The organism is Peptacetobacter hominis (genome assembly GCF_006861675.1).
GTDB lineage: Bacteria > Bacillota > Clostridia > Peptostreptococcales > Peptostreptococcaceae > Peptacetobacter > Peptacetobacter hominis.
Genome location: NZ_SGJB01000001.1, coordinates 11,981 through 35,827, shown reverse-complemented (window position 1 = coordinate 35,827; position 23,847 = coordinate 11,981). Strand labels below are relative to the sequence as shown.

Annotated in this window: 22 protein-coding genes; 3 read left to right on the top strand and 19 right to left on the bottom strand. The window is 32.2% G+C overall.

What is annotated here, in order from left to right; all coding sequences use genetic code 11:
- The 8 genes from EXD82_RS00175 to ilvA all read right to left on the bottom strand — a co-directional run bounded on the left by EXD82_RS00175 (position 1) and on the right by ilvA (position 8,103).
- Positions 1-1,077 carry a M24 family metallopeptidase gene (locus EXD82_RS00175; protein WP_142534898.1) on the bottom strand — a complete coding sequence of 359 codons (1,077 nt, stop codon included), beginning with the start codon at positions 1,075-1,077 and terminating at the stop codon, positions 1-3.
- A 62-nt stretch (positions 1,078-1,139) separates the two neighbouring features.
- Positions 1,140-2,468: a PTS sugar transporter subunit IIC gene (locus EXD82_RS00165; protein WP_142534897.1), complete on the bottom strand. Its 1,329-nt coding sequence runs from the start codon at positions 2,466-2,468 to the stop codon at positions 1,140-1,142.
- A 119-nt stretch (positions 2,469-2,587) separates the two neighbouring features.
- Positions 2,588-2,917, bottom strand: a complete 330-nt coding sequence (locus tag EXD82_RS00160; protein WP_142534896.1) for a PTS sugar transporter subunit IIB — start codon at positions 2,915-2,917, stop codon at positions 2,588-2,590.
- A gap of 1 nt (position 2,918) precedes the next feature.
- The gene (locus EXD82_RS00155; protein ID WP_142534895.1) at positions 2,919-3,239 is read right to left on the bottom strand and encodes a PTS lactose/cellobiose transporter subunit IIA; all 321 of its coding nucleotides are present in this window, start codon (positions 3,237-3,239) and stop codon (positions 2,919-2,921) included.
- A 33-nt stretch (positions 3,240-3,272) separates the two neighbouring features.
- The gene (locus EXD82_RS00150) at positions 3,273-4,301 is read right to left on the bottom strand and encodes a zinc-binding metallopeptidase family protein (protein WP_142534894.1); all 1,029 of its coding nucleotides are present in this window, start codon (positions 4,299-4,301) and stop codon (positions 3,273-3,275) included.
- Between the two features lie 9 nt (positions 4,302-4,310).
- Positions 4,311-6,179 (bottom strand): BglG family transcription antiterminator, encoded by a 1,869-nt coding sequence (locus EXD82_RS00145; protein ID WP_142534893.1) that lies wholly within the window; start codon positions 6,177-6,179, stop codon positions 4,311-4,313.
- Positions 6,180-6,403: 224 nt separating this feature from the next.
- Complete coding sequence (locus EXD82_RS00140) at positions 6,404-6,784, bottom strand: RidA family protein (RefSeq protein WP_006440852.1); 381 nt, start codon at positions 6,782-6,784, stop codon at positions 6,404-6,406.
- Positions 6,785-6,885: 101 nt separating this feature from the next.
- Entirely contained in the window at positions 6,886-8,103 is a 1,218-nt protein-coding gene (gene ilvA / locus EXD82_RS00135; protein WP_142534892.1) for a threonine ammonia-lyase, read from the bottom strand.
- Positions 8,104-8,438: 335 nt separating this feature from the next.
- On the opposite strand from ilvA, the gene aspD reads away from it, so the two are divergent.
- Entirely contained in the window at positions 8,439-10,061 is a 1,623-nt protein-coding gene (gene aspD, locus EXD82_RS00130) for an aspartate 4-decarboxylase (RefSeq protein ID WP_142534891.1), read from the top strand.
- A gap of 77 nt (positions 10,062-10,138) precedes the next feature.
- Complete coding sequence (locus EXD82_RS00125) at positions 10,139-11,137, top strand: asparaginase (RefSeq protein WP_142534890.1); 999 nt, start codon at positions 10,139-10,141, stop codon at positions 11,135-11,137.
- A 66-nt stretch (positions 11,138-11,203) separates the two neighbouring features.
- Here EXD82_RS00125 and EXD82_RS00120 read toward each other — a convergent pair whose 3' ends face one another.
- The 11 genes from EXD82_RS00120 to EXD82_RS00070 form a co-directional block, all read right to left on the bottom strand.
- On the bottom strand, positions 11,204-11,971 hold the full coding sequence (locus tag EXD82_RS00120; RefSeq protein ID WP_142534889.1) for a DeoR/GlpR family DNA-binding transcription regulator: 768 nt from the start codon (positions 11,969-11,971) through the stop codon (positions 11,204-11,206).
- Between the two features lie 12 nt (positions 11,972-11,983).
- The gene (locus tag EXD82_RS00115; RefSeq protein WP_142534888.1) at positions 11,984-12,910 is read right to left on the bottom strand and encodes a glycyl-radical enzyme activating protein; all 927 of its coding nucleotides are present in this window, start codon (positions 12,908-12,910) and stop codon (positions 11,984-11,986) included.
- A complete protein-coding gene (locus EXD82_RS00110) occupies positions 12,903-15,173 on the bottom strand; it encodes a pyruvate formate lyase family protein (RefSeq protein WP_174919113.1) in 2,271 nt (756 codons plus the stop codon). Before EXD82_RS00110 ends, EXD82_RS00115 begins: the two co-directional genes overlap by 8 nt.
- Before the next feature lie 230 nt (positions 15,174-15,403).
- Positions 15,404-15,892, bottom strand: a complete 489-nt coding sequence (locus EXD82_RS00105) for a threonine/serine exporter family protein (RefSeq protein ID WP_142534886.1) — start codon at positions 15,890-15,892, stop codon at positions 15,404-15,406.
- Positions 15,892-16,656: a threonine/serine exporter family protein gene (locus EXD82_RS00100; protein ID WP_142534885.1), complete on the bottom strand. Its 765-nt coding sequence runs from the start codon at positions 16,654-16,656 to the stop codon at positions 15,892-15,894. Before EXD82_RS00100 ends, EXD82_RS00105 begins: the two co-directional genes overlap by 1 nt.
- 133 nt (positions 16,657-16,789) lie before the next feature.
- Positions 16,790-19,213, bottom strand: coding sequence for a leucine--tRNA ligase (gene leuS, locus EXD82_RS00095; RefSeq protein WP_142534884.1), 2,424 nt, complete (start codon positions 19,211-19,213; stop codon positions 16,790-16,792).
- A 395-nt stretch (positions 19,214-19,608) separates the two neighbouring features.
- On the bottom strand, positions 19,609-19,968 hold the full coding sequence (gene rsfS, locus EXD82_RS00090; protein WP_142534883.1) for a ribosome silencing factor: 360 nt from the start codon (positions 19,966-19,968) through the stop codon (positions 19,609-19,611).
- A gap of 66 nt (positions 19,969-20,034) precedes the next feature.
- Positions 20,035-20,610 carry a bis(5'-nucleosyl)-tetraphosphatase (symmetrical) YqeK gene (gene yqeK / locus EXD82_RS00085; protein WP_142534882.1) on the bottom strand — a complete coding sequence of 192 codons (576 nt, stop codon included), beginning with the start codon at positions 20,608-20,610 and terminating at the stop codon, positions 20,035-20,037.
- Positions 20,600-21,298, bottom strand: a complete 699-nt coding sequence (gene nadD / locus EXD82_RS00080) for a nicotinate-nucleotide adenylyltransferase (protein ID WP_142534881.1) — start codon at positions 21,296-21,298, stop codon at positions 20,600-20,602. Before nadD ends, yqeK begins: the two co-directional genes overlap by 11 nt.
- Positions 21,299-21,481: 183 nt before the next feature.
- Positions 21,482-22,213: an ABC-2 transporter permease gene (locus EXD82_RS00075; protein WP_142534880.1), complete on the bottom strand. Its 732-nt coding sequence runs from the start codon at positions 22,211-22,213 to the stop codon at positions 21,482-21,484.
- A complete protein-coding gene (locus EXD82_RS00070) occupies positions 22,206-23,009 on the bottom strand; it encodes an ATP-binding cassette domain-containing protein (protein WP_142534879.1) in 804 nt (267 codons plus the stop codon). The genes EXD82_RS00075 and EXD82_RS00070 overlap by 8 nt, the downstream gene beginning before the upstream one ends.
- Before the next feature lie 157 nt (positions 23,010-23,166).
- Here EXD82_RS00070 and recX point away from each other — a divergent pair, with 157 nt between their 5' ends.
- Positions 23,167-23,808 carry a recombination regulator RecX gene (recX, locus tag EXD82_RS00065; protein WP_142534878.1) on the top strand — a complete coding sequence of 214 codons (642 nt, stop codon included), beginning with the start codon at positions 23,167-23,169 and terminating at the stop codon, positions 23,806-23,808.
- Positions 23,809-23,847 lie beyond the last annotated feature (39 nt).

Here is a 23,847-nt window from a genome sequence, read left to right as displayed (position 1 = left end):
TTATACCTCCAGTATTATCATGTCTTTTGTTATATTATTTAAGGATATACCTTTATCTTTTATTATACATACAGTATCCTCTATCCTTACTCCTCCCATACCAGGTATATATATTCCTGGTTCACACGACATAATCATTCCTTTTTCTAAAATTTCTTTACTTTTCTGATTTAATTTTGGAAGCTCTGTACTATTATCCGTACCAATTCCATGACCAAGTCCATGATCAAAATATTTGCCATATCCATATTTTTCTATAATATTTCTCGCTGCAGTATCTGCATCTTTAGCCAAATTACCAGCTTTTATAGCGTTTAATCCAGCTTGCTGAGCCATTTTAACTATATTGTATATTTCCATCATTATTTCAGACGGCTTACCTGTAAATACAGTCCTTGTAATATCTGTTTGATATCCTTTGTAAATTATTCCAAAATCAATCATTACAGGTTCATTCCTGCATATTTTTCTTTCTGTTGGTCTTGCATGTGGATATGCTGTTCTTTCACCAGAAGATATAACTGGAGAAAATGACATACCCTCAGCTCCGTATTTCATCGAATAATAATGAACCCATCCACTCAATTCATTTTCTGTCATCCCCAATTTTATATGTTTTAATACATTATTAAACACCTTGTCTGTAATTTCGCATGCTTCTTTCATTATTTTAATTTCTTCTTCTGATTTTATCATTTTTATTTTTCTTATTTCGTCATCGAAAGGCAATATATTCAACCTTCCGCCGCACATTTTAAGATACTCAACTGGTGTATACGCTTCAGACTCTATTTTTAAATTTAATATTCCTTTTTCTATGCATATATTTTCAATCACATCAAAATTTGGTTTTCCTGTCTGAGCTGGAGTATTTTCTATAACAATGTAGTCTTTTTTATAATTTTCAGCTTCAAGTATATATCTTCCATCAAGTATAAGATAATCTTTTTCTGAAGTTATAAGAACGTCTATTGCACCACCTGATATAGTTTCAATATATTTTTTCATTGGTTTTGATTTTATAAGTATTGCTGTTTCTTTATTTGCATGTATTCTAATTCTATCTATATTTCTCATAGTCTCTCTCCATATATTTAATTATATGAAAAAGGACAGGCAAAGCCCGTCCTTTTTATTTATTAGAAATCAAGATCAAGATCATCTAATAAAGCTTCGTCTTCTGCACTTATTGCACTTGATGATTCCTTAGTTTCTTTTTCTTTCTTAAGCTCTTCTTTTTCAAATAATTTGAAGAATGGATACCATATTAATATAGATCCCACAAGCTGTATAAGGTTTGCAACTATTGCCATCCAGTCACCTGTAGCAAGGAAACCTTCAAGGAACACTCCTACATATGGTGGAGAGAACCATGATTTGTTAAGTAATCCGTAATGCATCATGAATGCTGGGATAGATCCTAATATAGCTCCACCAAAAACATATGGTATAAAGAATATAGGGTTAAGAACTATTGGTGCACCAAATAATATTGGTTCATTTATTCCAAATAATGTTGGTACTAATGATACTCTTCCCACTGATTTCTGAGCTTTTGATCTAGATCTTAAACACCATATAACTAAACCTACAGTAACACCTGTTCCTGTAAAGTTAGCAAAAGGAGATATCATTCCACCTGTATAGAAATGTGGTAACGCCTGTCCCATCATATGAGCTGCCTGGTTTTCAGCAAGGAACTGATTTGATATAGGACTTGTTATAGGACTTAATACTGATGGATGTATTCCAAAGAAGAATAATAAGCATGATAGGAACTGAAGGAATAAGAATCCAAATGGATTATCCATAGAACCTATTAATGGTGCAAGTATTGGAGTCAGTATTTCTGGTGGCATACAATTCAATACATTAAGTGTGAATAATCTAAATGCAAGGAATGAACCTATAACTATAAGAGATACCGGTATCATCTCAAATGAGCTTGATACGAAATCAGGAACACCTTCTGGCATTTTTATAGTAAACTTCTTCTTAAGACACCATCTATAAAGTTCAACTGCTAACATTGGTGCTATTATACCCATTGAAAGACCTTTAGTACTTAAATATGTTGTTGATAATGCACCTGTTTCAGGATCATTATATAAAGTTACAAGTAAAAACGCTATTATACCCATTGAAAGACATCCCGGTATATTCATATTATATGAATTTCCAAGATTGTAAGCTATTGCTGCTGCAACATATAAACTCATCATTCCCATTCCGTATGTAAATGGAAGATATATAGTATCAAGGTTATTTATTATAAACTGTGATATAGGATTGTTCTGACCTATAAGGTTTGGTATTGCTTCTGGTATAAGACATAAACTCCCTATCATTATAAGCGGTGTCATTGCTACCATCGATTTTTTTACAGCACTCAGATGTTTTTGCTTGTCAACTTTATGAGCAAACGGAACAAGGTGCTTGTTTAAAAAAGCTTCTATTTTTTTAAACATGTTGATTAACTCCCTCCTGAATCTGTGTTATAATTATTTTAAGATATTTTTATTTAATATTTCTTTGGTATACCCTGGGATATTATTTATAGGGTATACTATTTTTTTATATATTTATATTATTTCATATTAGCTTTTCTGTGAGCTATCAGAGCCATTTTTAGTGCTGTTGCACCATCCATTTTTCCATAAGTGTCACGGTCTATTATAGTGTATGGTATACCGTGTGGTTCAAGTATAGGTGTTATAGTGTCTATTTTGTGAGCTATCTGAGGACCTACAACAAGCACGTCACAATTTTCTACTTCCTGTGGAAGCATTTCCACTGGTATAGCTATAAAGTCAAAATCTGACTCGTTAAGCTTTGCACTTTCCTTTACTGTTTTTTTCATGTTTTCCATTAACATAGTTGTTGAAAAACCACCTGCACAACATAATACTATTCTCATATTATTTTTCCTCCTCTGTATCAAATATATCTATTAGTACCTCTACCATGTCCCTCGCTAACCGCGATGTCATGTAGTGATCCTGTGCATGAACCATTAATAAACTCATCTCTGGTTTATTTTCTCCACCATTCATTTCTGCAACTATAAGTTCTGTCTGTATTCTATGAGCTTCTATGTCGATTTTTTTTGATTCTTCCATAAGCTCTCTTGCTGCTTTGAAGTCTTTCTCTTTTACTTTTTTCAGTGCTTCAAAAGCTTTGGCTTTACTATCTCCTGCTGAAGATATTATCCCTACTATTTTCTGTTCTAATTCGTTCATTTTTCTTCTCCTTTCAAAATAAAACCTTTTCAATTATTCAAAATCGGTTATTTCTTTTATTGTTTCATTATCTATATCTTTTATTATTTCAATAATAAACTCTACAAGTAATTCAACATCTGTCATACTAACCATAGAATAACTTCCATGACAGTATCTAAGTGGTATTCCAAGTACTGCTGCAGGTCTTCCCCCATTTATCATATGAGCATTTCCTGCATCAGTTCCTCCACCTCCAAACATATCACTTTGGAATTCTATATTGTGTTTATTCGCTATTGATTTTAAGTATTTCAGTAATTTTCTATTTGGAATCATTGTCTTGTCATAGTGAAGTATCATAAAACCTTTGCCCATTTTTCTATGATTTGAACTTCCTCTCTCAAGATCTGGAGCACATGCAACATCTACTGCGAAAAATATATCTGGATTTATAATATCTGCTGAGCATTTTCCTCCTCTTGTCCCAACCTCTTCCTGTACAGTATTGCAAAGATATAAATCACATTCGTGTTCCACTTCTGATAATCTTTGTGCAACCTCTGCCAAAACAAAATTTCCTATTCTATCGTCCAGAGCTTTAGCCATTAGTATATCTTCACTCAACCATTCAGATTTACTTGAAAATGTAACCATATTTCCTATCTCTATACCAAGATTTTTTACCTGCTCCGCATTTTCAAGACCAAGATCTACATATGTAGAAACTGCTTTTTCTCCATCCATTTTAGAGTTCATAAGGCCTTTTATTTTTTTTCCTTCTTCTGTTGTAACTGTTACCTTCTGAAACTGTTTTGCACTATCTTTTACTCCGCCAATTGGTATAACATCCAACATTCCTATGTCAGTTATATTTCTCACCATAAATCCAACCTCATCCATATGAGCTGCAAACATAACTTTTGGTCCTTTGCCTTTATAGTTGAATATCTGACTTCCTATACCATCATACTCTACACTATCTGCATTAATATGTTTTTCTTTAAGTTTTTTTCTTACAGAACCTTCATATGTTGCTATTGAATCTATTTCACAAAGTTCTCCTAAAAATTTTTTATCCATAGCTCCCTCCTATATCATGGGCTCTATCAAAGCTATAAACTGTTTATAACTTTCAGCTTCTGAAATAGCCTTTACTTTTTCTATATCTTTCATTATTTCGTATAAACCTTTTGTTATCTCCTTTTGAAGTTCATAATTTTCTTTTCTTAGAGATACCATAAATATTATCTTTACATCTTTTCCATCATAAACCACTTTATTCTTCAGAATCTTTATTGATACCAGATTCTTAATTGCTGACATCTTCATAGGATGCGGAATAGAAACTCCATTCATATATACAGTCGGCATGTATTCTTCTCTTTCAAGTACATAATTTTTGTATCCTGTTCCACCTATTCCATTCACTTCAATTTTATCTGCCATATCTTCCAGTATTTTTATATAGTCGTCTTCTTTATACTCTATACTGAAATACTTTTCATCAAATAGCTGTTTTATAAAAATTGATGGTGTTTCTTCTATCGAAACCTGATCATTTATATCATCAAACATAAGTAATTTTCTTATATTTAAAATATCCTGGTCATCAAGTATTTCCTTTATAATTATCACTGGAACATCTATATTTATTTTTAATTCCTTTATAGAAAAAATAACATCTGGCTTAAAATTTTCTATATCTGATATATTGTAGAATGAAAATGTTTCAACATCAGCATTTCTAAATAAAGTTTTTATTTTCATTTTTAGAAGATATGCACTTCCACCTCCTGATGAACAGGCAATTGCTATTCTATTCATTTTGCTGTATCTCAAATACATTTCCTTTTCCATATGTACGCAGAAATGAGTAGCTACAAATCCAACTTCGCCCTCTGTTATTTCTACATCATATTTTCTTTGAATCATGTCACAGAATCTTATAGCTATATTGAATATCATAGGATATCTTATTAGTATTTCTTCTATTATTCCATTTGTATAAGATATCTTTGATCTAAGCCTCTCTATAAGAAGTGATACGTGGCTTGTAAGCAATCTTTTAAAATCCTCATCCTCTCCAAAAGATGTGTTGTACTCCTTATCTATAAGTTCAAAGAATCTGTCCATATCATTTTTAAGATCTTCGGTTATATTATTTGTACCTGCATTTTTCTTTCTTGATACATCTTTTATAAGTTCCTCCAGTCTAACAGCATTGTCCTTTGTTATACCGGTTTCATATATCTCTTGAATTTTATCTGCCACACAGAAAATAGATTCACTATTTTTAGGCGTTTTCATTTTAAGTGAAATATATATCGATGTTCTTACATATGCAAATACTTTTTCAAGCTCTATATCGTTTACTATATAATCATTATTCTTTATATATAGAAGTATTTCTTTTTTTATATCAGAAAATGATTCTTCAACAATATTGTCTATTCTTTTTCTTATGATTTCATTGCCTCTTATATAAAGATCTGATATTAATGCTTTTCTTCTTTCAAAATCTTCTTTTATCTTTATTCCGTAGTGAGCTTTTCTTTCTACTGTCATTCCATAAGAATCTATATATTGTTCAAGATCTTCCTTGAATTTTCTCACTTGACTTTTACTGCAATCAAAGTATTCCGCTATTTCATCCATAGTAGTATAATTTGAATTTATTGAAATATATGCTGCTATATTTTCAGCACTTATTTCTCTCATTACTGTTTTTTCAAGCTCATATACAAAAGATTCAAATTTTGAATTATCTTCTATCTGAAGAAGGTATCCTTTTCCCCTCTTCTGTACTATTGAAAAACCATTATTTTTACTTATAGTAACCAGATATGACATTTCTTTCTGCACGGTTCTTTTAGATATGGAAAGTTTTTTTATAAAATATTCCATTGATAAGTATTGGCTTGCATTTTGCATTTCTTTTATAATCTTCAATACTCTCATACTTTCATCTCCTCTTCGTGCAAACGATTTATTTATCGTAATTAAATTATATTATAGTATTATATAATAAAAAAATAGCAACTTATGCATCTTAAAGTGCATTTTTTGACATTTTGATTTTTATTGCACTTTTATAAATAAAAATATATAACTTTATATCACTTTTCTTTGATTTTGAAATAAAAAAAGAGTCTCCAAATGGAGACTCTTTAATCTGTATATTATTATAATACAGCTATTAACTCTATCTCAACTTTAACATCTTTTGGAAGTCTAGCAACTTCTACGCAAGATCTTGCAGGTTTGTTTTCACCGAAGAACTCAGCGTAAACTTCGTTTAAGTCATTGAATTCGTTCATATCTTTTATGAAAACTGTAGTTTTAACTACATTAGAGAAATCTGCACCAGCTTCAGCTAATACATTTTTTATATTAGTTAAAGATCTTGTAGCCTGCTCTTTTATTCCACCTTCAACAACTGTCATTGTTTCTGGATCTAGTGGAACCTGTCCTGATAAGAATAAAAGATTTCCTGCTTTTATAGCCTGAGAATATGGTCCTAATGCTGCAGGAGCATTGTTAGTGTGTATTACTTCGTGTTTCATCTGTAATCCCTCCTGAAATTTTATAGTATTATTTAATACTCTAATTATATTATAACTGTTTATTTATTATCTTACAATTTTTTTTAACTATTTAATTATTATTATATTTCTTTTACGCAGAAACCTTCTTCTTTTAAGCTTGATTTTATTCTTTCTATATGTTCAAAATCTAATGTTTCAAGAACAAATTCTGCACTCTGAGTTGTAAGGCTGTCTCCTGATGCAAAACTTCCCTGATTTACAGAAAGTATATTGGCTCCGGCATCACTTATTATATTTGTAACTTTTGTGAAGTTACCTGGTTTATCATTCATTGAAACTCTGAATGTAACCCTTCTTCCTTCTTTAGCTAAAGCAACACCTATCATTCTGTATAATGTGTTTATATCAACGTTTCCTCCAGAAACTACACATACAACGTTTTCTCCTGCTGCTGGAGTGTATTTTCCGCTAAGTAAAGCTGCTGTAGAAACTGCACCAGCTCCTTCTGATACTATTTTCTGGCTTTCCATCATGAATAATATAGCTTCTGCTATTTCATCTTCTTCAACAACTACTACTTCATCAACTAACTCTTTTATTATATCAAATGTTATATTTCCAGGAGTTTTAACAGCTATACCATCTGCTATTGTTGGTGCATTAAATGCAGATGTAAGTTCCCCTTTATCAAAAGATGCTTTCATTGAAGGTATATTTGCAGTCTGTACACCTATTACTTTACATGAAGGATTAAGTGCTTTTGCAACTACTGAAACACCAGCAAGTATTCCTCCTCCACCGATTGGACAAAGTACTGTGTCAACTTTATTATCAAGCTGTTCAAAGAATTCTAGCGCAAGTGTACCCTGACCTGCTATTACATATTCATCATCAAATGGATGAAGGAATGTAGCTCCAGTTTCTTTCTGAACTTCTACAGCTTTTGCATATGCATCATCGTATACTGTACCATTAAGTACAACTTCCGCTCCATAGCTCTTTGTAGCACTTACTTTTGCAAGTGGTGCTGTTGCAGGCATTGCTATAGTTGCTTTTATTCCTGTAAGTTTTGCTCCAAGAGCAACTCCCTGAGCATGGTTTCCTGCAGATGCAGCTATGACACCGTTTGCCTTTTCCTCATCAGTAAGGCTTGCTATCTTGTTGCAGGCACCTCTTACTTTAAAAGAACCTGTTTTCTGTAGGTTTTCACATTTATAGTATACATGTGCACCTGTTTTTTCACTTAACTTTGTACTCTCAAGTACGTCTGTTTTCTTAACTATGTCCTTTATAGTTTCTCTTGCTTTTTTTACATCTTCTAATGTAACTTTAGCCATTTAAACTCACTCCTATCGATTGTATTTCTATAATTTCATTTATAATTGTATATCTTTTCAACAGAAAAAGCAACAAATAAAAATGTTTTTATTTTTTAGTCATATGCATATTACACATTATTTTTTTATATATTCTCATCTATAGCAAATTTTGATTTTTAAATTATAAATTTCATTTTTCATTATTCTTTATTTTAATATACGCTTTTTTCTTTATCTTTATTTTTTACACTTTACTTTTTTACTTTTTTATTTATAATTAAAGATAAATAATGGAAATTTGCTTATAACGTAAATATAAGCTTAATATAAAAATTAAAAAAAGGGGATTTAAAATGATAAACTACACACGCGAAGAAATAGAAATAATGTATAACAGGCTTAGTCCTTTTGAGTTCAAAAATGAACTTATAGAAATTGCAAATCAGACATGTGAAGAAAAAAATATACCACTTCTTGATGCAGGTAGAGGTAATCCAAACTGGACATGTTCTTCTGTAAGAGAGGCATTTTTCACTTTTGGACATTTCGCTGTTACAGAAACAAGACTTAACTGGGATCTTGGAAATCTTTCTGGCATGCCTCAGAAAAAAGGAATTGCAGACAGATTCTTTAAATATATAGAAAAACACGAAGATATGCCGGGAGCATATCTTGCCAAAAGCATAATATCATATGGTATAAATGAGATGGATTTTGATGCGGATGATTTTGTATTTGAGCTTGCTGATGGTATTATAGGTGATAACTACCCACTTCCAGATAGAATGCTTCCTCATATAGAAAAAATAGTTCATGACTATCTTGTTCAGGAAATGAAATATAACACAGATGATGAGTGCGGGGATATACAGGTATTTGCGGTTGAAGGTGCAACTGCTGCTATGTGTTATATATTTGATTCACTTATGGCAAATGAGCTTCTTAGAAGAGGAGATAAAATAGCTATAATGACTCCTATATTTACTCCTTATCTTGAGATACCTCATCTTCCAAGATACAATTTTGAAGTTGTAAATATAAATTCTGATACTGTCGATTCAAAAGGTGTTCACACATGGCAGTATTCAAGAAAAGAGCTTGAAAAACTTAAAGATAAAAACATAAAAGCTCTTTTCGTTGTAAACCCAAACAATCCGGCATCTATAGGAATGGACTCTGAAACTTGTAATAATCTTATCGATATAGTTAAAACATACAACAACGATCTTATGATTATATCAGACGATGTATATGGAACTTTTGTAAATAACTTCTCATCACTTATGGCAAAACTTCCATACAATACTATCGGTGTTTATTCATATTCAAAATACTTCGGTGTAACAGGTTGGAGACTTGGAACATTCGCGGTTCACGAGAAAAACGTATTTGATAAGAAAATAAAAGAGCTTAAGGGAGAATTAAAAAAATCAGTTGACAAGAGATACAGCGATATGTCACTTAATCCATCTGCACTTTCTTTCATGGAAAGAGTTGTTGCAGACAGTAGACTTGTTGCTCTTAACCATACAGCAGGACTTTCTACTCCACAGCAGGTTCAGATGGCATTTTTCTCAGCATTTGCACTTATAGATAAAGTTGATGCCTATAAAAAGCTTAACATGAGCATATGCAGAAGAAGACAGAAATTCCTGTTTGAAGCTCTTGATATAGATTATCCTAATCTTGACAACAGTGCATCATACTACTTCCAGTTTGATATAGATGAATGGGGTATGATTAATCACGGTAAGGATTTTGTTGACTTCCTTCATAAAACAATAAATCCTTCAGATATTCTATACAGACTTGCAAAAGAGTATGCTGTTGTACTTCTTGGAGGAAACGGTTTTGCCGCTCCTAAGTGGTCAATAAGAGTTTCTCTTGCAAACCTTGAAGATGAATACTATATAAATATCGGTAATGCTATAAAAGAAATTCTTGAAAGCTATGTTTCTTTATGGAAAAAACAGTAATTTGTCTGTTTTTTATGTTCAATATTTGTTATAATCACTAAGTGGATTATATTTTATTTAAGGAAGGGACGAATATTATGTCTAACAAAAAGAAAGTCGCTATAGTTTTTACAGGCGGTACTATTTCAATGACTGTTGATGATAAAGTAGGTGCTGCAATTCCAACTTTATCAGGTGAGCAGATATTATCTATGGTTACAAATATAGATAAAGTTGCAGATATAGAGGTTATGAATTTCGCTGAAATACCAGGACCTCACATGACTCCATTCAGAATGATGGAACTAAAAAAATACGTTGAAAATCTTCTTGCAAGAGAAGATATAACTGGTGTTATAATAACACACGGTACTGACAGCTTAGAGGAAACAGCATATTTTCTTGACCTTACAATAGACAATATAAAACCTGTAATAGTTACAGGTGCTATGAGAAGTAGCTCAGAGCTTGGATATGATGGTTCAAGTAACCTTTCTGCAGCGGTATGTACTGCTGTATCTAAAGATGCAATGGGAAAAGGAGTTCTTGTTGTTCTTAACAACGAAGTTTTACTTGCTTCTGAAGCAACTAAAACAAACACTCTTGCTCTTAACACATTCAAGTCTCTTACAGGCGGACCTCTTGGATATATAGACTGCAACGAGCTTGTTCTTCTTAGAGATATAGTAAACAACAGAAGAATACTTAAGACAGAAAAAATAGAGCCTAAGGTTGCAATATTCAAGGCATGTGCCGGAGAAAACAGTGATTTTATAAAATATGCTGCTGATACTGGATATAAAGGTATTGTAATAGAAGCTATGGGTAGAGGTAATATACCTCCTGAAATGCTATCTGGTGTTGAATATGCAAGAGCAAAAGATATACCTGTGGTAATAGTTTCAAGATGTCATTCAGGTAGAGTATTTGACAGTTATGGATACCATGGTTCAGGTAGAGATCTTAGAAACCTTGGATGTATCTTTGGTGGGGATCTTCCAGGACAGAAAGCAAGAATAAAACTTATGCTTGCACTTGGTATGACTGATGATTACGATACAATAACAGACCTTTTCGAAAAAGGAATATACTGCTAATAAATAAAAGACCTTCTGAAATTCAGAAGGTCTTTTTTATATTTCAAACCTGTATTAATATTTTGTTTATACTCTGCATACACAATAATTTTTTGGAAATTCACAGTTATAATTTGGTTCATTTACATATACGTTATTAAATTCATTAGAATATGCCCATGTATATAATGCTTTTATTTCAAGTTTTGAACTATCTACAAGTAAATAGTTCTCTTTTGTTCTCTCCATAACCGCTCGTTTTATTGCCCCTATATTCATATCAAAAATATAAACTTCTCCATTTTTTATATTTACTCCATTCGCACTGAAAAAAGCATGAGTAAAATTAAAAAACTTTATCATTTCAAGAGTAAGAGGCCCATAGGACATATCGTATTTTTTCCTGAACTCTCCGCCCAAAAGGTATACTTCACCTTTAAAATCCTCTGATATTTTCGATACAAGATATGTACTTGGAGTTACAATTTTTATATTCTTATCCGATATATAGTCAAGAAGATAAACAGGCGTAGTTCCCGAATCTATAAATATACAGTCACCATCTGATATATGCTTTGCTGCTTCTCTGCATACAGCGATTTTTTCTTCTTTATTCAAAGCCTCCTTTGATTCTACAGATTTTTCATTGAAAGATGTTACAGTCGGCATATCTATATCAACTGCCGATGCACCCCCTCTTTCTCTTTTTATAAGGTTCTGATTCTCTAGTTCTATAAGGTCCCTCATTATAGAAGACCTGGAAACTCCGAAATATGCCATAAGTTCTTTTACAGTAACAAATGACTTTTCATTTATCATAGCTATTATTCTATACTGTCTTTCTTTTGTAAGCATATATACACCTCCTTATCCACCTATTTTTATATCTATCCCCATAGATTTTCCATATTCTTTATATTTTTCAAGTTCTGATTTATTCATGATAGGTATATTTTCATATTGATATACTTTTCCCATCTGCTGCCATTTTATAGTTCCAAAAGGATGAAATGGAAGAAGATTTATGATTTTTACATTATTTTTATGTCCAAATTCTATTATATCCTTTATATCTTTTTCAGATGAATTAAATCCAGGTATAACAGGGACCCTCATAATTAATTTTTCTACAGGTATCTCTTTTAGATTTGCTACTACAGTATTTTTATCCGCTCCTGTAAAACTCTTCAGTTTTTCTTCATCAATATGCTTTATATCGAATAGAAATAAATCTATATACGGCTCGGCTTTTTTAAGTTTTTCTTTTGAATAATTACCTGTTGTTTCCACTGCTACATGAAGGCCTTTTTTCTTTAATATTTTTATTAATTCCATAAATTCATCAAACTGTATAAACGGCTCCCCACCTGATATAGTAACACCTCCACCACTGCTTTCGTAGTAATCTATATCCTTCATAACCTCATCCACTATTTCTTCTATCTCCATATACTTTCCATAAATAGATATAGCTTTATTCAAACATGCTTTTTCACATTTTCCGCATAGAATGCATTTATCTGTGTCATGAACAAATAATTCTTTTGTTTTGTTATTTCTCTCATAATTTTCTATACTACTGGATATACTTATAGCATTACTTTCGCATTTTTCCATACATCTTCCGCAAAGAGTACATTTTCTCTCATCATGCATAAATACCGGCTTCAAAGACAATGACTCCGGATTTGAACACCACGGACAATGAAGAGGACACCCCTTCAAAAATACAGTTGTTCTAATTCCCGGGCCGTCGTGAATTGCAAATTTTTCTATATTAAATACATTAATCATAAAGCGCTCTGCTCAGCAGTTCTTCCTGTATATCAGGTGTAAGATTTACAAATACAGCACTATATCCTGCAACTCTGACTATCAGGTCAGGATAATTTTCAGGATGTTTCTGTGCATCTTCGAGTACACCGTGATCGACTACAGTAACCATCAGCTGGCATCCTCCTTTTCTAAAGTAAGTATCGAAAAGTATTTTTACTTTTTCTTTGTCTTCTTTCATCATTCTAGGTGTAAATTTTATATTCTGAACGCTTCCACCGTGATACTTTGCATCAAATCTTGATAGAGAGTTTAATACCGCAGTTGGACCACTCTTTGCAGCTCCTCCCTGTGGATTATTTGCGGGGTTCATATACACTCCCTTTTTTCTTCCATCTAAAGATGCATCTGTCTCGTGTCCCCAGTCGGTATTAGTCTGGTTGTTTGAAATAACAATCAGATAGTATCCCATATTTTTTTCTATACCTCTGTCTCTTATTCCATTTGCCACGTATTCATAAAGGTCGTTTGCCATTTCATCGCATTCTCTATCATCATTTCCATATTTCGGAACGTCGAGTATATCAGAAAGCATATCTTCATATCCTTCAAAGTTTGATAAAGCGGCATTGTTCATTTCTTCAAGCGTATATTTCTTTTCGTCAAATACCAGCTTTTTAATCGTAAAAAGCGCATCTGATGCATTTATATTTCCATAAGTCTCATTTGTTCCACCCAGGATTTCAACTCCACCATCTAATAGTGCCTTTCTTCTTCCTATACAGTCGTCCATAAGTATAGAATTGAATATAAATGATACTTCTCTGTTCATAACCTCATAACTGTACATCTGTGCATCGACACTCAAATCAAAATAAAAATCCAGAACTTTCTTATACTGCTCGTAAAGTTCATCAAATGTTTTTATATCTGATAGTTTTTTTAACTCCACATTTCCGGCTTTGTATATTCCGTCCATCGGATCGTATCCATTGTTCATAGAAATCTGCATTATCTTGACCAGATTTAAAAGAGTATTTGGAGTTCCTACACTTTTTCCCTGTATTACAAACTCTCCACATCCAAAAGGAACATACTGTTCTGCTGTTTTTCTATCTACCCTCATTCCGTATTCTACAGCAGGTACATTTACATCGTCATTGTAAAGTGTCGGATATGTAGCTCCGTCTGCTATACAGTCATATGCCATATCCATTATATCTTTGGGAGTATTTTTATTGAATCTAAGTGTAAACTGAGGTTCCACATATCTGGTATCTCTACATACCTTTAGACAGATTCTAGCAAACATATCACACGCTTCTTCATCTTCTCTTCCATATCCACCGACTATTATTCTTCCGTTTACTGTTGTTCTTCTGTTTTCTATCATTGTCCAAAGAGATTTCATGTATCTGTATGCATCTTCTTCAGTTATAGTTCCTCTTTCTATATCTCTTTTTAAATACGGACCAAGAACTATATCCATACGTCCGTAGTTTATGACTCCAGCACATAGAGCATATATCCAGAAAAGCTGAAGTGCCTGGTGAAATGTCTCCGGCTTGTTTTCTTTTATATAATCAAGATCCTCATACATAAGTTCAAGGTCTTTTTGTCTATCCTCTGTAGATGCTTTTTTCTTAGCTTCTAAAACAAGTTCCTTCTGTCTTTCTATAACATCTTTTAATAGATTTAACGCTTCTACAGATGCTTCCAGAAATTCATTTTTTTCCTGATTTTCTATGATTTCTATAAGTCCGTTTATACCATTATTCATAAGTTTTCTATAGTTTAACATCATTCCACTAAGTCTCGCAGTAGCCATAAACGGATATCTGCAGTCTATAAATCTACCTGTAGTTGTATCATTTAACACATCCTGACAATAGATAGCTTTTACATCGTTGTCCTGCCAATAATCATAAAGTTCATCAACTCTTTTTTTCTGTTCTTCAGTTTCAAGAAGGTTTTTGAACTTTCTCAGTTTATGAAATACACAATAATGTCCAACTCCCCCTATACTTGTAACACTTCCAAAACCTATTGGAAGAAAATCAAGTCTTCCTGCTATAAGGTCTGTATCTTCTATACTTCTAAAAAGCACTGGAAATATAGTCTTTATACACTCTATTTCTCTTTTAGATTTATCTGCATCTTTATATTTCTTATGCATTTCAGTATATTTTTCCATTATTTCAAGCTGCTCAAGTGGAGTTTTTTCGCATGGAATCTTTTTACTTACCTCCACATTCTGCGCTCCATCTATATTTATTCTAGCCATAATTTCCCCCCTGCATATATTTTTATTAATTTTTAAATAAAAATATGTGGTATTATTTTATAATTTCAGTATATCAATACAGGAAAATACGGTCAATTATATAAGGTCATTTTCATTCTTTTTTAGTCATATTTATTCAAAATTATTTTTTATACACAAAAAGACACCTGATATTTAGAAATTAATCATTGGTGTCTTTGTCCAAATAAATATTTGATTTTGCATAGTAATTATCTATTCTTTTCAATAAAATGTTCTATTGTTCTATATTTATAAAGAACCTTGTGTATAATTTTATTAACTCTTTTATTTCGGAATATTGTAGTTATAAAGACAAGTCCGAGAGATATTGCACCTGCTATTAAAAGGGTATCTATTCCATTTTTTACAGCCTCTGTATAATTATTCGTCATAAATCCATAAAGAGTATTATAAACCCCATATCCAGGAACAAGAATAATCATTGCACATACACTCATCATTGTCGAAGGAGCACTATATATTCTTGCACAAAGTTCTACATATATACCAAAGCATATAGTCGCGACAAAAAAAGATATACCATTTCCAGCGCCAGACACTATCATCATCTTATATGAAAGCCATGCTATCCCGCCACCTACAGCAGATATATTCAGAAATTTTCCCTTTATATTGAAAATAACGCCAAAACTGTACGCAGCTATCATACACATAAGTATTTCTATTATAAGTCTCATTATGCACCTCCATATTTTATATAAAGATTAAGAACAAAACACATTCCGATTGTAACTGCAACTCCGATTATCGCAACCTCTTCTATTTTCATTCCACCGGAAAGAAGTTCTCCATCAAGTATATCCCTTATGGCATTTGTCAAAGGAAGTCCTGGAACAAGTAACATTATAGATCCCATAATGACCTTGTCTATACTTTTTATTATTTCAGTTTCCTTAAATATTATAGCAGCTGATGCTATTGCTCCTGCAGAAATCATATTTATAAAAAAATCATTTAGTGAAAGTTTACCCAGTGCAAATATTATACATCTTACCATACAGCCAATCAAAAAACTTGCAGCCATATCAGCTAATGTTCCGCCAAACAAAACGGTAAGAACTGCTGTTGCCACACCGGAAAAGAAAATTATTTTTCTATCAGAATAAAACTCACCATCTTCTATCTCTTTTAATCTTTTTTCACTTTCATCTATTGTTATTTTATCCCGTACTATTCTTCTTGAAAGAGAGTTTATCTCATATACTTTGTTTAAATCAGTTTTTCTGCTCTTTATCCTTTTTACAACTGATTTTATATCTCCATCCACGGTTGCCGAAACTATAACAGCTGTAGGTGTTGCAAATACACCTGCCTTTTTTATATTATATGCCTCGCATATTCTTTCTATTGTTTCTTCAACTCTATATGTTTCACCTCCACTCTGAAGAAGGAGAACTCCCACATCAGATGCGAATTCAAGTACCCTGTTCGTCAAATCCATAAAATTCCTCCTCGAAATCATTACCTGTATCAAAGTATTTATAGACTGTTTTTATATATTTTCATGAATATAAAAGAGGTGGAAAAATTCCACCTCTTTTCCAGTCTCAACTTATATAGTAATACCTCCGAGACTATTTTACAACTATATTTATAAGTTTTTTAGGAACTGCGATAACTTTAACAATTTCTTTACCTTCTACAAGGGCTTTTATTTTTTCATCTTCCATTGCCGCAGCCTGCATATCTTCTCTTGATATTTCAGCAGGTATATTCATTCTTCCTTTAACTTTTCCGTTTATCTGTACGACTACTTCTATCTCATCTTTTACAAGAGCTTTTTCATCGTATTTAGGCCAGCTTATATCAAATACACTACCTTCTTTTCCTATCATCTGCCATAATTCTTCACCAAGGTGAGGAGCAAATGGAGCAAGTATAGTTACTATTGTTTCTATACCTTCTTTTATTACAGCATCATTTCTGTTTTCAAGCTCTTTATATTTGTACATCTCATTTATAAGTTCCATAAGAGAAGCTATTGATGTATTGAATCCGAATTTTTCACTTAAATCTCCAGTTACTTTCTTAAGTGATGTATGTATAGCAAATCTCATATCCTTATCTGCTGATGTAAGTTTTCCAAATTCTCCATTTGAAGATTTTGCAACATCTGCAAGTTCATCTACAAGTCTGTATACCCTGTTAAGGAACTTGAAGCATCCTTCAACTCCCTGATCTGACCAGTCAAGGTCTCTTTCTGGTGGAGCTGCGAAAAGTATGAAAAGTCTTGCAGTATCTGCACCGTATTCTTCTATTATCTTAAGAGGAGATACTATGTTTCCTTTTGATTTACTCATCTTAGATCCTTCTTTAAGAACCATTCCCTGAGTAAGAAGGTTTTTGAATGGCTCATCAAAATCTACCATTCCAAGACTCTTGAATGCTTTTACAAACCATCTTGCATATAGAAGATGCATTATAGCGTGTTCTACACCACCTATATACTGATCTACCGGATGCCATCTGTTTGCTATTTCGCTGTCAAATGGTTTTTCTGTATTTTTATTGTCTGTATATCTTAGGAAGTACCAAGATGAATCCACGAATGTATCCATTGTATCTACTTCTCTTCTAGCTGGTTTTCCACATTTTGGACAAACTGTCTCACAGAATGTTTTTGAAGTTGTAAGTGGAGATTCTCCCTTACCTGTAAACTCAACATCTGTTGGAAGAAGTACTGGAAGATTTTCTTTTTTTTCTGGAACTATTCCACAGTCATCACAATAAACAACTGGTATAGGACATCCCCAGTATCTCTGTCTTGATACAAGCCAGTCTCTTAATCTGTAGTTTACAGTTCTCTTTCCTTTTCCTTCTTCTTCCATCTTATCTATTATTTTATCGAAAGCTTCTTTAGAAGGCATTCCGTTGAACTCTTCAGAGTTTATCATTATACCATCTTCATCTATTACAGGTATTATTTCAAGGTTGTATTTCTTAGCAAAGTCCTCATCTCTTTCATCGTGAGCTGGAACAGCCATTACAGCACCTGTACCGTAGTCAGCTAAAACATAGTTTGCTATCCATATAGGCACTTTTCTTCCGTTTACAGGGTTTATTACATATTTTCCTATAAACATACCTTCTTTTTCAAGGTCTGTAGCAGTTCTTTCTATTTCTGTCATCTTGTGCATTTTTAGAAGGAATTCATCTACAGGAGCCTCGTACTCAGTTCCTGCAACAAGTTCTTTTACAAGTTCGCTTTCTGGAGCAAGAACCATAAATGTAACTCCATATGCAGTATCAGGTCTTGTTGTATAAACTGTTATAGTCTCATCTGAACCATCTATCTGGAAAGTAAGGTTTGCACCAGTACTCTTTCCTATCCAGTTTCTCTGCATTGTTTTTACTTTTTCAGGCCATCCATCTAGTGTATCAAGTCCGTTAAGAAGCTCTTCTGCAAATGCTGTAGTCTTGAAATACCATTGCTCAAGATCTTTCTTTATTACAGTTGCTCCACATCTTTCACATTCACCCTGTACTACCTGCTCATTTGCAAGAACTGTCTCGCATGATGGACACCAGTTTACATATGATTTTTTCTTGTATGCAAGTCCTGCCTCAAGGAATTTCAGGAATATTTCCTGAGTAAACTTGTAGTATTCTGGAGTTGAAGTTGCAACCTCTTTATCCCAGTCATAGCTTAATCCAAGAAGATTGAACTGCTGTTTCATATCCTCTATGTTTGACATTGTCCATTTATGAGGATGTATTCCATTTTTTATAGCTGCATTTTCTGCTGGAAGACCGAATGAGTCCCATCCCATTGGATGAAGTACGTTATATCCTTCCATTTTCTTGAATCTTGCAACAACGTCACCTATAGAATAGTTTCTTACGTGACCCATATGTATTTTCCCTGATGGATAAGGGAACATTTCTAGTGTATAGTAGTTTGGTTTTTCAGTCTGTCTAGTATCCATCTTGTACTGACCTTTTTCTCTCCATGTGTCCTGCCATTTTTTCTCAATGGCTTTGAAATCATATACGCTCATATTATACCTCCATCTTTTTATTTTATGATAATTCCTTATAAAAGCTTGTTATCCTGTCTCAGGATTTTTCTATATGATTATAAAAATAAAAAAACCTCGTCGCCTAAACAAACGTTTAGGGACGAGGATATCTCTCGCGGTACCACCCTAATTAGATTTATAAAAATCTCTCTTAGACGGTTTATATGCCAACCACAGCTGAATAGAATTCATCCGGCAAGTTCGGAAAAGTCCCTATACCGGCTTCCAGCAACCCGGCTCTCTGTAAAAGTTTCTTTTCTTAATACTCCAGTCTATTCAAATCTCTTTTAAATTTTTTTAATATTTAGAATTTATCTGTCAATACCGATATTCTATCATGTTTGACATAATGTGTCAATATCAATAAATATTAATTATAATGTATCTACATCAACTATTGGAGCATCTCTCCAAAGTTTTTCAAGATTATAGAAATCTCTGCTGTCCTCGCTGAATACATGCACTATTATATCGCCGTAATCAAGAAGTACCCATTCCTGAGTATCAGTACCTTCTTTTCCTCTTGGTTCAAGGTCAAATTTTGTCATTTCATCTTCAACACTGTCTGCTATTGCCTTAACCTGTCTTGCTGAAGATCCTGAAGTTATTACAAAATAATCTGCAAGGCTTGAAAGTTTCCCTATATTAAGTATTATTGTATCTTTTCCAAGTTTATCATCAATTGCATGATGTATATGTTTTACCATCTGCTCTACAGTTAATTCTACTGTCATTTTTTACCTCCCATAAAGTATATGATTTTTATTATATCACATAAGTATATTTTTAATACAAAATTATTATTTTTTCTGCATCTCTTCTATTATAAAGTTTCTGGCAGCAACTGAACGAGGATGTATTGTATTTCCCTTTTTTATCATAAGAGATATCGTATTGTCAAATGATTTTAAAAGAGCCTCATCCAGTTTTCCTGAATATACAAGTTCTCTAAGTTCATCCACACCCGGATAATCTCTTCCTACTTCTATTACGTCTGCAAGATATATTATTTTCTCCATAAGGCTCATATTTACATTACCTGTAGTATGATATCTTACAGCTCCCAATATCTCTTCATCGTCTATTTCAAATATATATTTAGTAACATATGCCCCTATTACACTGTGTGCCAAAGCACCGCTTCTTTTTTCCATATCATCCATTTCTATATGATATTTATCAACGTAATAGTCTCTCTTTTCCTTGTTAAAATATTTTGCGCAGTCATGAACCATACCAGCAATGTATGCTTTTTCCTCATCAGCTCCATATAATTTTGCCATTTCCTTTGCACAATTTGCTACGTTTACAGAATGAATGTATCTTTTTTCTGTAAGAAGAACTTTTAGTCTTTCGCATATATCATTAAATTTCATCCCCATGCTCCATTCTATATAAATTGTTTTCTTTTAGGTATAGATCAACTTCTTCTGGTATAAGATATTTCACTGTTTTTCCATCTTCTAATTGTTCCCTTATATATGTCGATGATATATCAAGAGACGGAACATATACGCTTATTATCTTCGTACCATATCTTTTTTCAAGCTGCTCTATCTTCTCCTGAGCCTTTAAAAGACTTATCCCTGGTCTTGTAGCCGCTATAAATGTCGCAAGTCTGAAATTGTCCTCTACATCCTTCCATGTTTCAACTTCACAAATTGCATCTGCACCAGTTATAAAATACAACTCTGCTTTAGGATAAATTTTCTTTAAATCTTTTAAAGTATCTACTGTATATGTACTCTTATGTCTCTCAACCTCTAAATCCAAAGTTATAAAATTATCATTGCTCCGTGTTGCCAGTAGAACCATATTATATCTATCGTATTTATCTGTTTTTATCCCCAGTTTATGTGGTGGATTTCCCGTTGGTATAAAAAGAATTTTATCTATTTTGTATTTATCTCTTATAAATTCAGCCGTTGCAAGATGAGCATAGTGAATAGGATCGAATGTTCCACCAAGTATCCCTATCTTGAGTGGTTTATTTTCTTCTAAAAGCTGTTTCTTTTTTATAGAGTTTTTCTTGGACGCAGCCGCCACAGCTTCCTCTATTCCCATAAAATATTCTCCTTTCAATTTTGTTGCTTACTATATATTGTATCATCTATGCGTAATTTCTTAAATATTTTGGCTTGAATTTCTTTGGTAATTTATTTATATAGACATTTTTTAATTTAAATATAAAATACCGATTTTCAAATGTATTATATTTGAAAATCGGTAAATATTGCTTATTAAACATTAGAACTCAAGCTCTTTTTTATTAAATATTAATATTGATATAAGTGTAGATATAACTATATAAGCCAATACAATTATAGTCATAGTGATATTTATTTCACTTCTTACACTTGATATAGCTGATGAAAATAAATAATCAGAAAGGTTTCCGAATATATTTGTCACAAAAGATTGACTAAGTGCAATTGATGCGAAAGATGATGCTACATTTGATGCCAGAAGTACAAATGCAATTATACCGTTTACTGCATTCTGTTTATGATATACAAATATAGACGCCATTGCTGTATATCCTATTATTTTAATCGATGCAAATATTATACTTACAAACCATTCTTTCATTTCAGCGAAAGTTGGTGAAAGTCCCATAATAAATGCCATTGCAGATATAAATACAACAACCACAATCGATGCTATTAACGCAATAATACTTGTTTCTATTAATTTTAATATAACGACATTTTTTCTTTCTACTCCTCTTCCGATCTCAACCTGCATACTTTTGGCTTTGAAATTATCATTGTACACTGAAAGGAATATATTCATACCTTCTATGAAAACAAATACACTTAAGAATATCTCTACTTTTAATGTATATACTTCCAATGAGTTTGTATTTCCTCTTGTGAACAGATTCACTAACGCAAATAATAATAAAAATACTATATTTACCACCAGGAAATTTTTCTTCTTTAATATACGTTTCATATCGGCTTTTATGTAATTAAGCATTTTTGCTACCTCCTACCATTTCAAAATAATAATCCTCCAGACTTTTTGATGCAATTGTACTTTCAATTATTTCTATACCATTTTCTTTTAATATACGTTCTACTTTCTCTTTATCAGAAACTTTTATCTGTACTATATCATTGTCCTTTTTTAAATCTTCTCTTTCAAGTTCATTTACTATAACACCATTGTGCACAATACCAAATCTTTTAGCTGTATGTTCCAGCTCTCCAAGTATGTGAGATGATATGATAACTGTCATTCCGTATTCTTCGTTTAATTTTATTACAAGATTTCTTATGTCAGCTATCCCCTGAGGATCAAGCCCATTTGTAGGTTCATCAAGTATTAAAAATTCCGGGTTTCCAAGTATAGCATTTGCAATTCCAAGTCTCTGTTTCATACCCAGTGAAAAATTTGAATACTTTTTATCTGTTTTGTCAAGATCAACTATTTTAAGTACTCTATCTACTTCATTTTTATCTTTTATTCCTTTCATCATTCTGTAATACTCAAGATTCTCTCTGGCAGTCATATATTCAAAAAAGTTATGTCCTATAAAGAAACCTGTCTTTCTTCTTCCATTTTTTAATTCTTCAGGATTTTTACTTCCATTTATGCTTAATGTTCCATCTTCATAAGAAGTAAGCCCTAATATAATTTTGAATATTGTTGTTTTTCCAGCCCCATTTTTCCCTACAAGTCCATATATATCACCCTTATTGACTTTTATATTGACACCTTTTAAGATCTGTGCCTTTCCATAATTTATATATATATTATTCATTTCTAACATCAATTTTCTCCCCCTTTGTATTAATGTATCATTGTATTACTCTATTGATACAATAATACATTGTTATTAAACTTATGTCAATATTTTTTATATTAATTTGACAATAACTATGGTATCATTTAGAATCTAGTTAAATAGTTTTTTAAGGATGGTAAAAATGTCTATTATAACAAAAATTGAAGCTCAAAAGAGAAACAGCGATAGAGTAAATATTTATGTAGATGATGAATATTTTATGTCTGTATATACAGAACTTGTCTTTACCCATTCCCTTAAAAAAGGTATGGAAATAGATAAGGATTCACTGAATTCCATTTTAGAAGCCGAAATGTATCTGAAAGCAAAGGAAAAAGCTCTTTCTATACTTTCAAAAGCTGATCAGTCAGAAAAAATAATATATGAAAAACTTATGAAAAATTTTGATGAACCCATCGTCGAAAAGGTAATGGAATTTCTGAAAAAACATAAACTGATAGATGATTCATCTCTTGCTGAAAGAATAGCCAACGATAATATAAACCTTTCAAAATTTGGAAGAAACAAAGTAAGGCAGAACTTATATATGAAAGGGATAGACAGCAATATAATAGAAAATGTTGTTTCTGATATAGATTCTGATACCGAATTTGAAAATGCGATGTATCTCGCTGAAAAAAGAATGAAGAGACTTGAAAATGAAAGCAGGGACAAAGCATACAGAAAACTTTATCAGCATCTTTCATACAAAGGTTTTGGATATGATACTATAAAAAAAGTAATGAATAGATTTTTCAATTCATGTGATTTTGATAACTACTGATTGGAGGTTTTTCTATGAAATACGTTATAACAATTTTAT

Bases quoted from the DNA above. Each gene is read 5' to 3' on its own strand.
- rsfS (WP_142534883.1), bottom strand. From the start codon at position 19,968: ATGACAGTAGAATTAACTGTAGAGCAGATGGTAAAACATATACATCAT.
- EXD82_RS00145 (WP_142534893.1), bottom strand. From the start codon at position 6,179: ATGAGAGTATTGAAGATTATAAAAGAAATGCAAAATGCAAGCCAATAC.
- EXD82_RS00125 (WP_142534890.1), top strand. From the start codon at position 10,139: ATGTCTAACAAAAAGAAAGTCGCTATAGTTTTTACAGGCGGTACTATT.
- EXD82_RS00100 (WP_142534885.1), bottom strand. From the start codon at position 16,656: ATGGATTTGACGAACAGGGTACTTGAATTCGCATCTGATGTGGGAGTT.
- recX (WP_142534878.1), top strand. From the start codon at position 23,167: ATGTCTATTATAACAAAAATTGAAGCTCAAAAGAGAAACAGCGATAGA.
- EXD82_RS00155 (WP_142534895.1), bottom strand. From the start codon at position 3,239: ATGAACGAATTAGAACAGAAAATAGTAGGGATAATATCTTCAGCAGGA.
- leuS (WP_142534884.1), bottom strand. From the start codon at position 19,213: ATGAGCGTATATGATTTCAAAGCCATTGAGAAAAAATGGCAGGACACA.
- EXD82_RS00140 (WP_006440852.1), bottom strand. From the start codon at position 6,784: ATGAAACACGAAGTAATACACACTAACAATGCTCCTGCAGCATTAGGA.
- aspD (WP_142534891.1), top strand. From the start codon at position 8,439: ATGATAAACTACACACGCGAAGAAATAGAAATAATGTATAACAGGCTT.
- EXD82_RS00150 (WP_142534894.1), bottom strand. From the start codon at position 4,301: ATGGATAAAAAATTTTTAGGAGAACTTTGTGAAATAGATTCAATAGCA.
- EXD82_RS00165 (WP_142534897.1), bottom strand. From the start codon at position 2,468: ATGTTTAAAAAAATAGAAGCTTTTTTAAACAAGCACCTTGTTCCGTTT.
- EXD82_RS00070 (WP_142534879.1), bottom strand. From the start codon at position 23,009: ATGTTAGAAATGAATAATATATATATAAATTATGGAAAGGCACAGATC.
- EXD82_RS00110 (WP_174919113.1), bottom strand. From the start codon at position 15,173: ATGGCTAGAATAAATATAGATGGAGCGCAGAATGTGGAGGTAAGTAAA.
- EXD82_RS00120 (WP_142534889.1), bottom strand. From the start codon at position 11,971: ATGCTTACAAAAGAAAGACAGTATAGAATAATAGCTATGATAAATGAA.
- EXD82_RS00115 (WP_142534888.1), bottom strand. From the start codon at position 12,910: ATGATTAATGTATTTAATATAGAAAAATTTGCAATTCACGACGGCCCG.
- EXD82_RS00175 (WP_142534898.1), bottom strand. From the start codon at position 1,077: ATGAGAAATATAGATAGAATTAGAATACATGCAAATAAAGAAACAGCA.
- EXD82_RS00105 (WP_142534886.1), bottom strand. From the start codon at position 15,892: ATGAGACTTATAATAGAAATACTTATGTGTATGATAGCTGCGTACAGT.
- EXD82_RS00160 (WP_142534896.1), bottom strand. From the start codon at position 2,917: ATGAGAATAGTATTATGTTGTGCAGGTGGTTTTTCAACAACTATGTTA.
- nadD (WP_142534881.1), bottom strand. From the start codon at position 21,298: ATGGGAATAGAGGAAGCTGTGGCGGCTGCGTCCAAGAAAAACTCTATA.
- yqeK (WP_142534882.1), bottom strand. From the start codon at position 20,610: ATGAAATTTAATGATATATGCGAAAGACTAAAAGTTCTTCTTACAGAA.
- ilvA (WP_142534892.1), bottom strand. From the start codon at position 8,103: ATGGCTAAAGTTACATTAGAAGATGTAAAAAAAGCAAGAGAAACTATA.
- EXD82_RS00075 (WP_142534880.1), bottom strand. From the start codon at position 22,213: ATGCTTAATTACATAAAAGCCGATATGAAACGTATATTAAAGAAGAAA.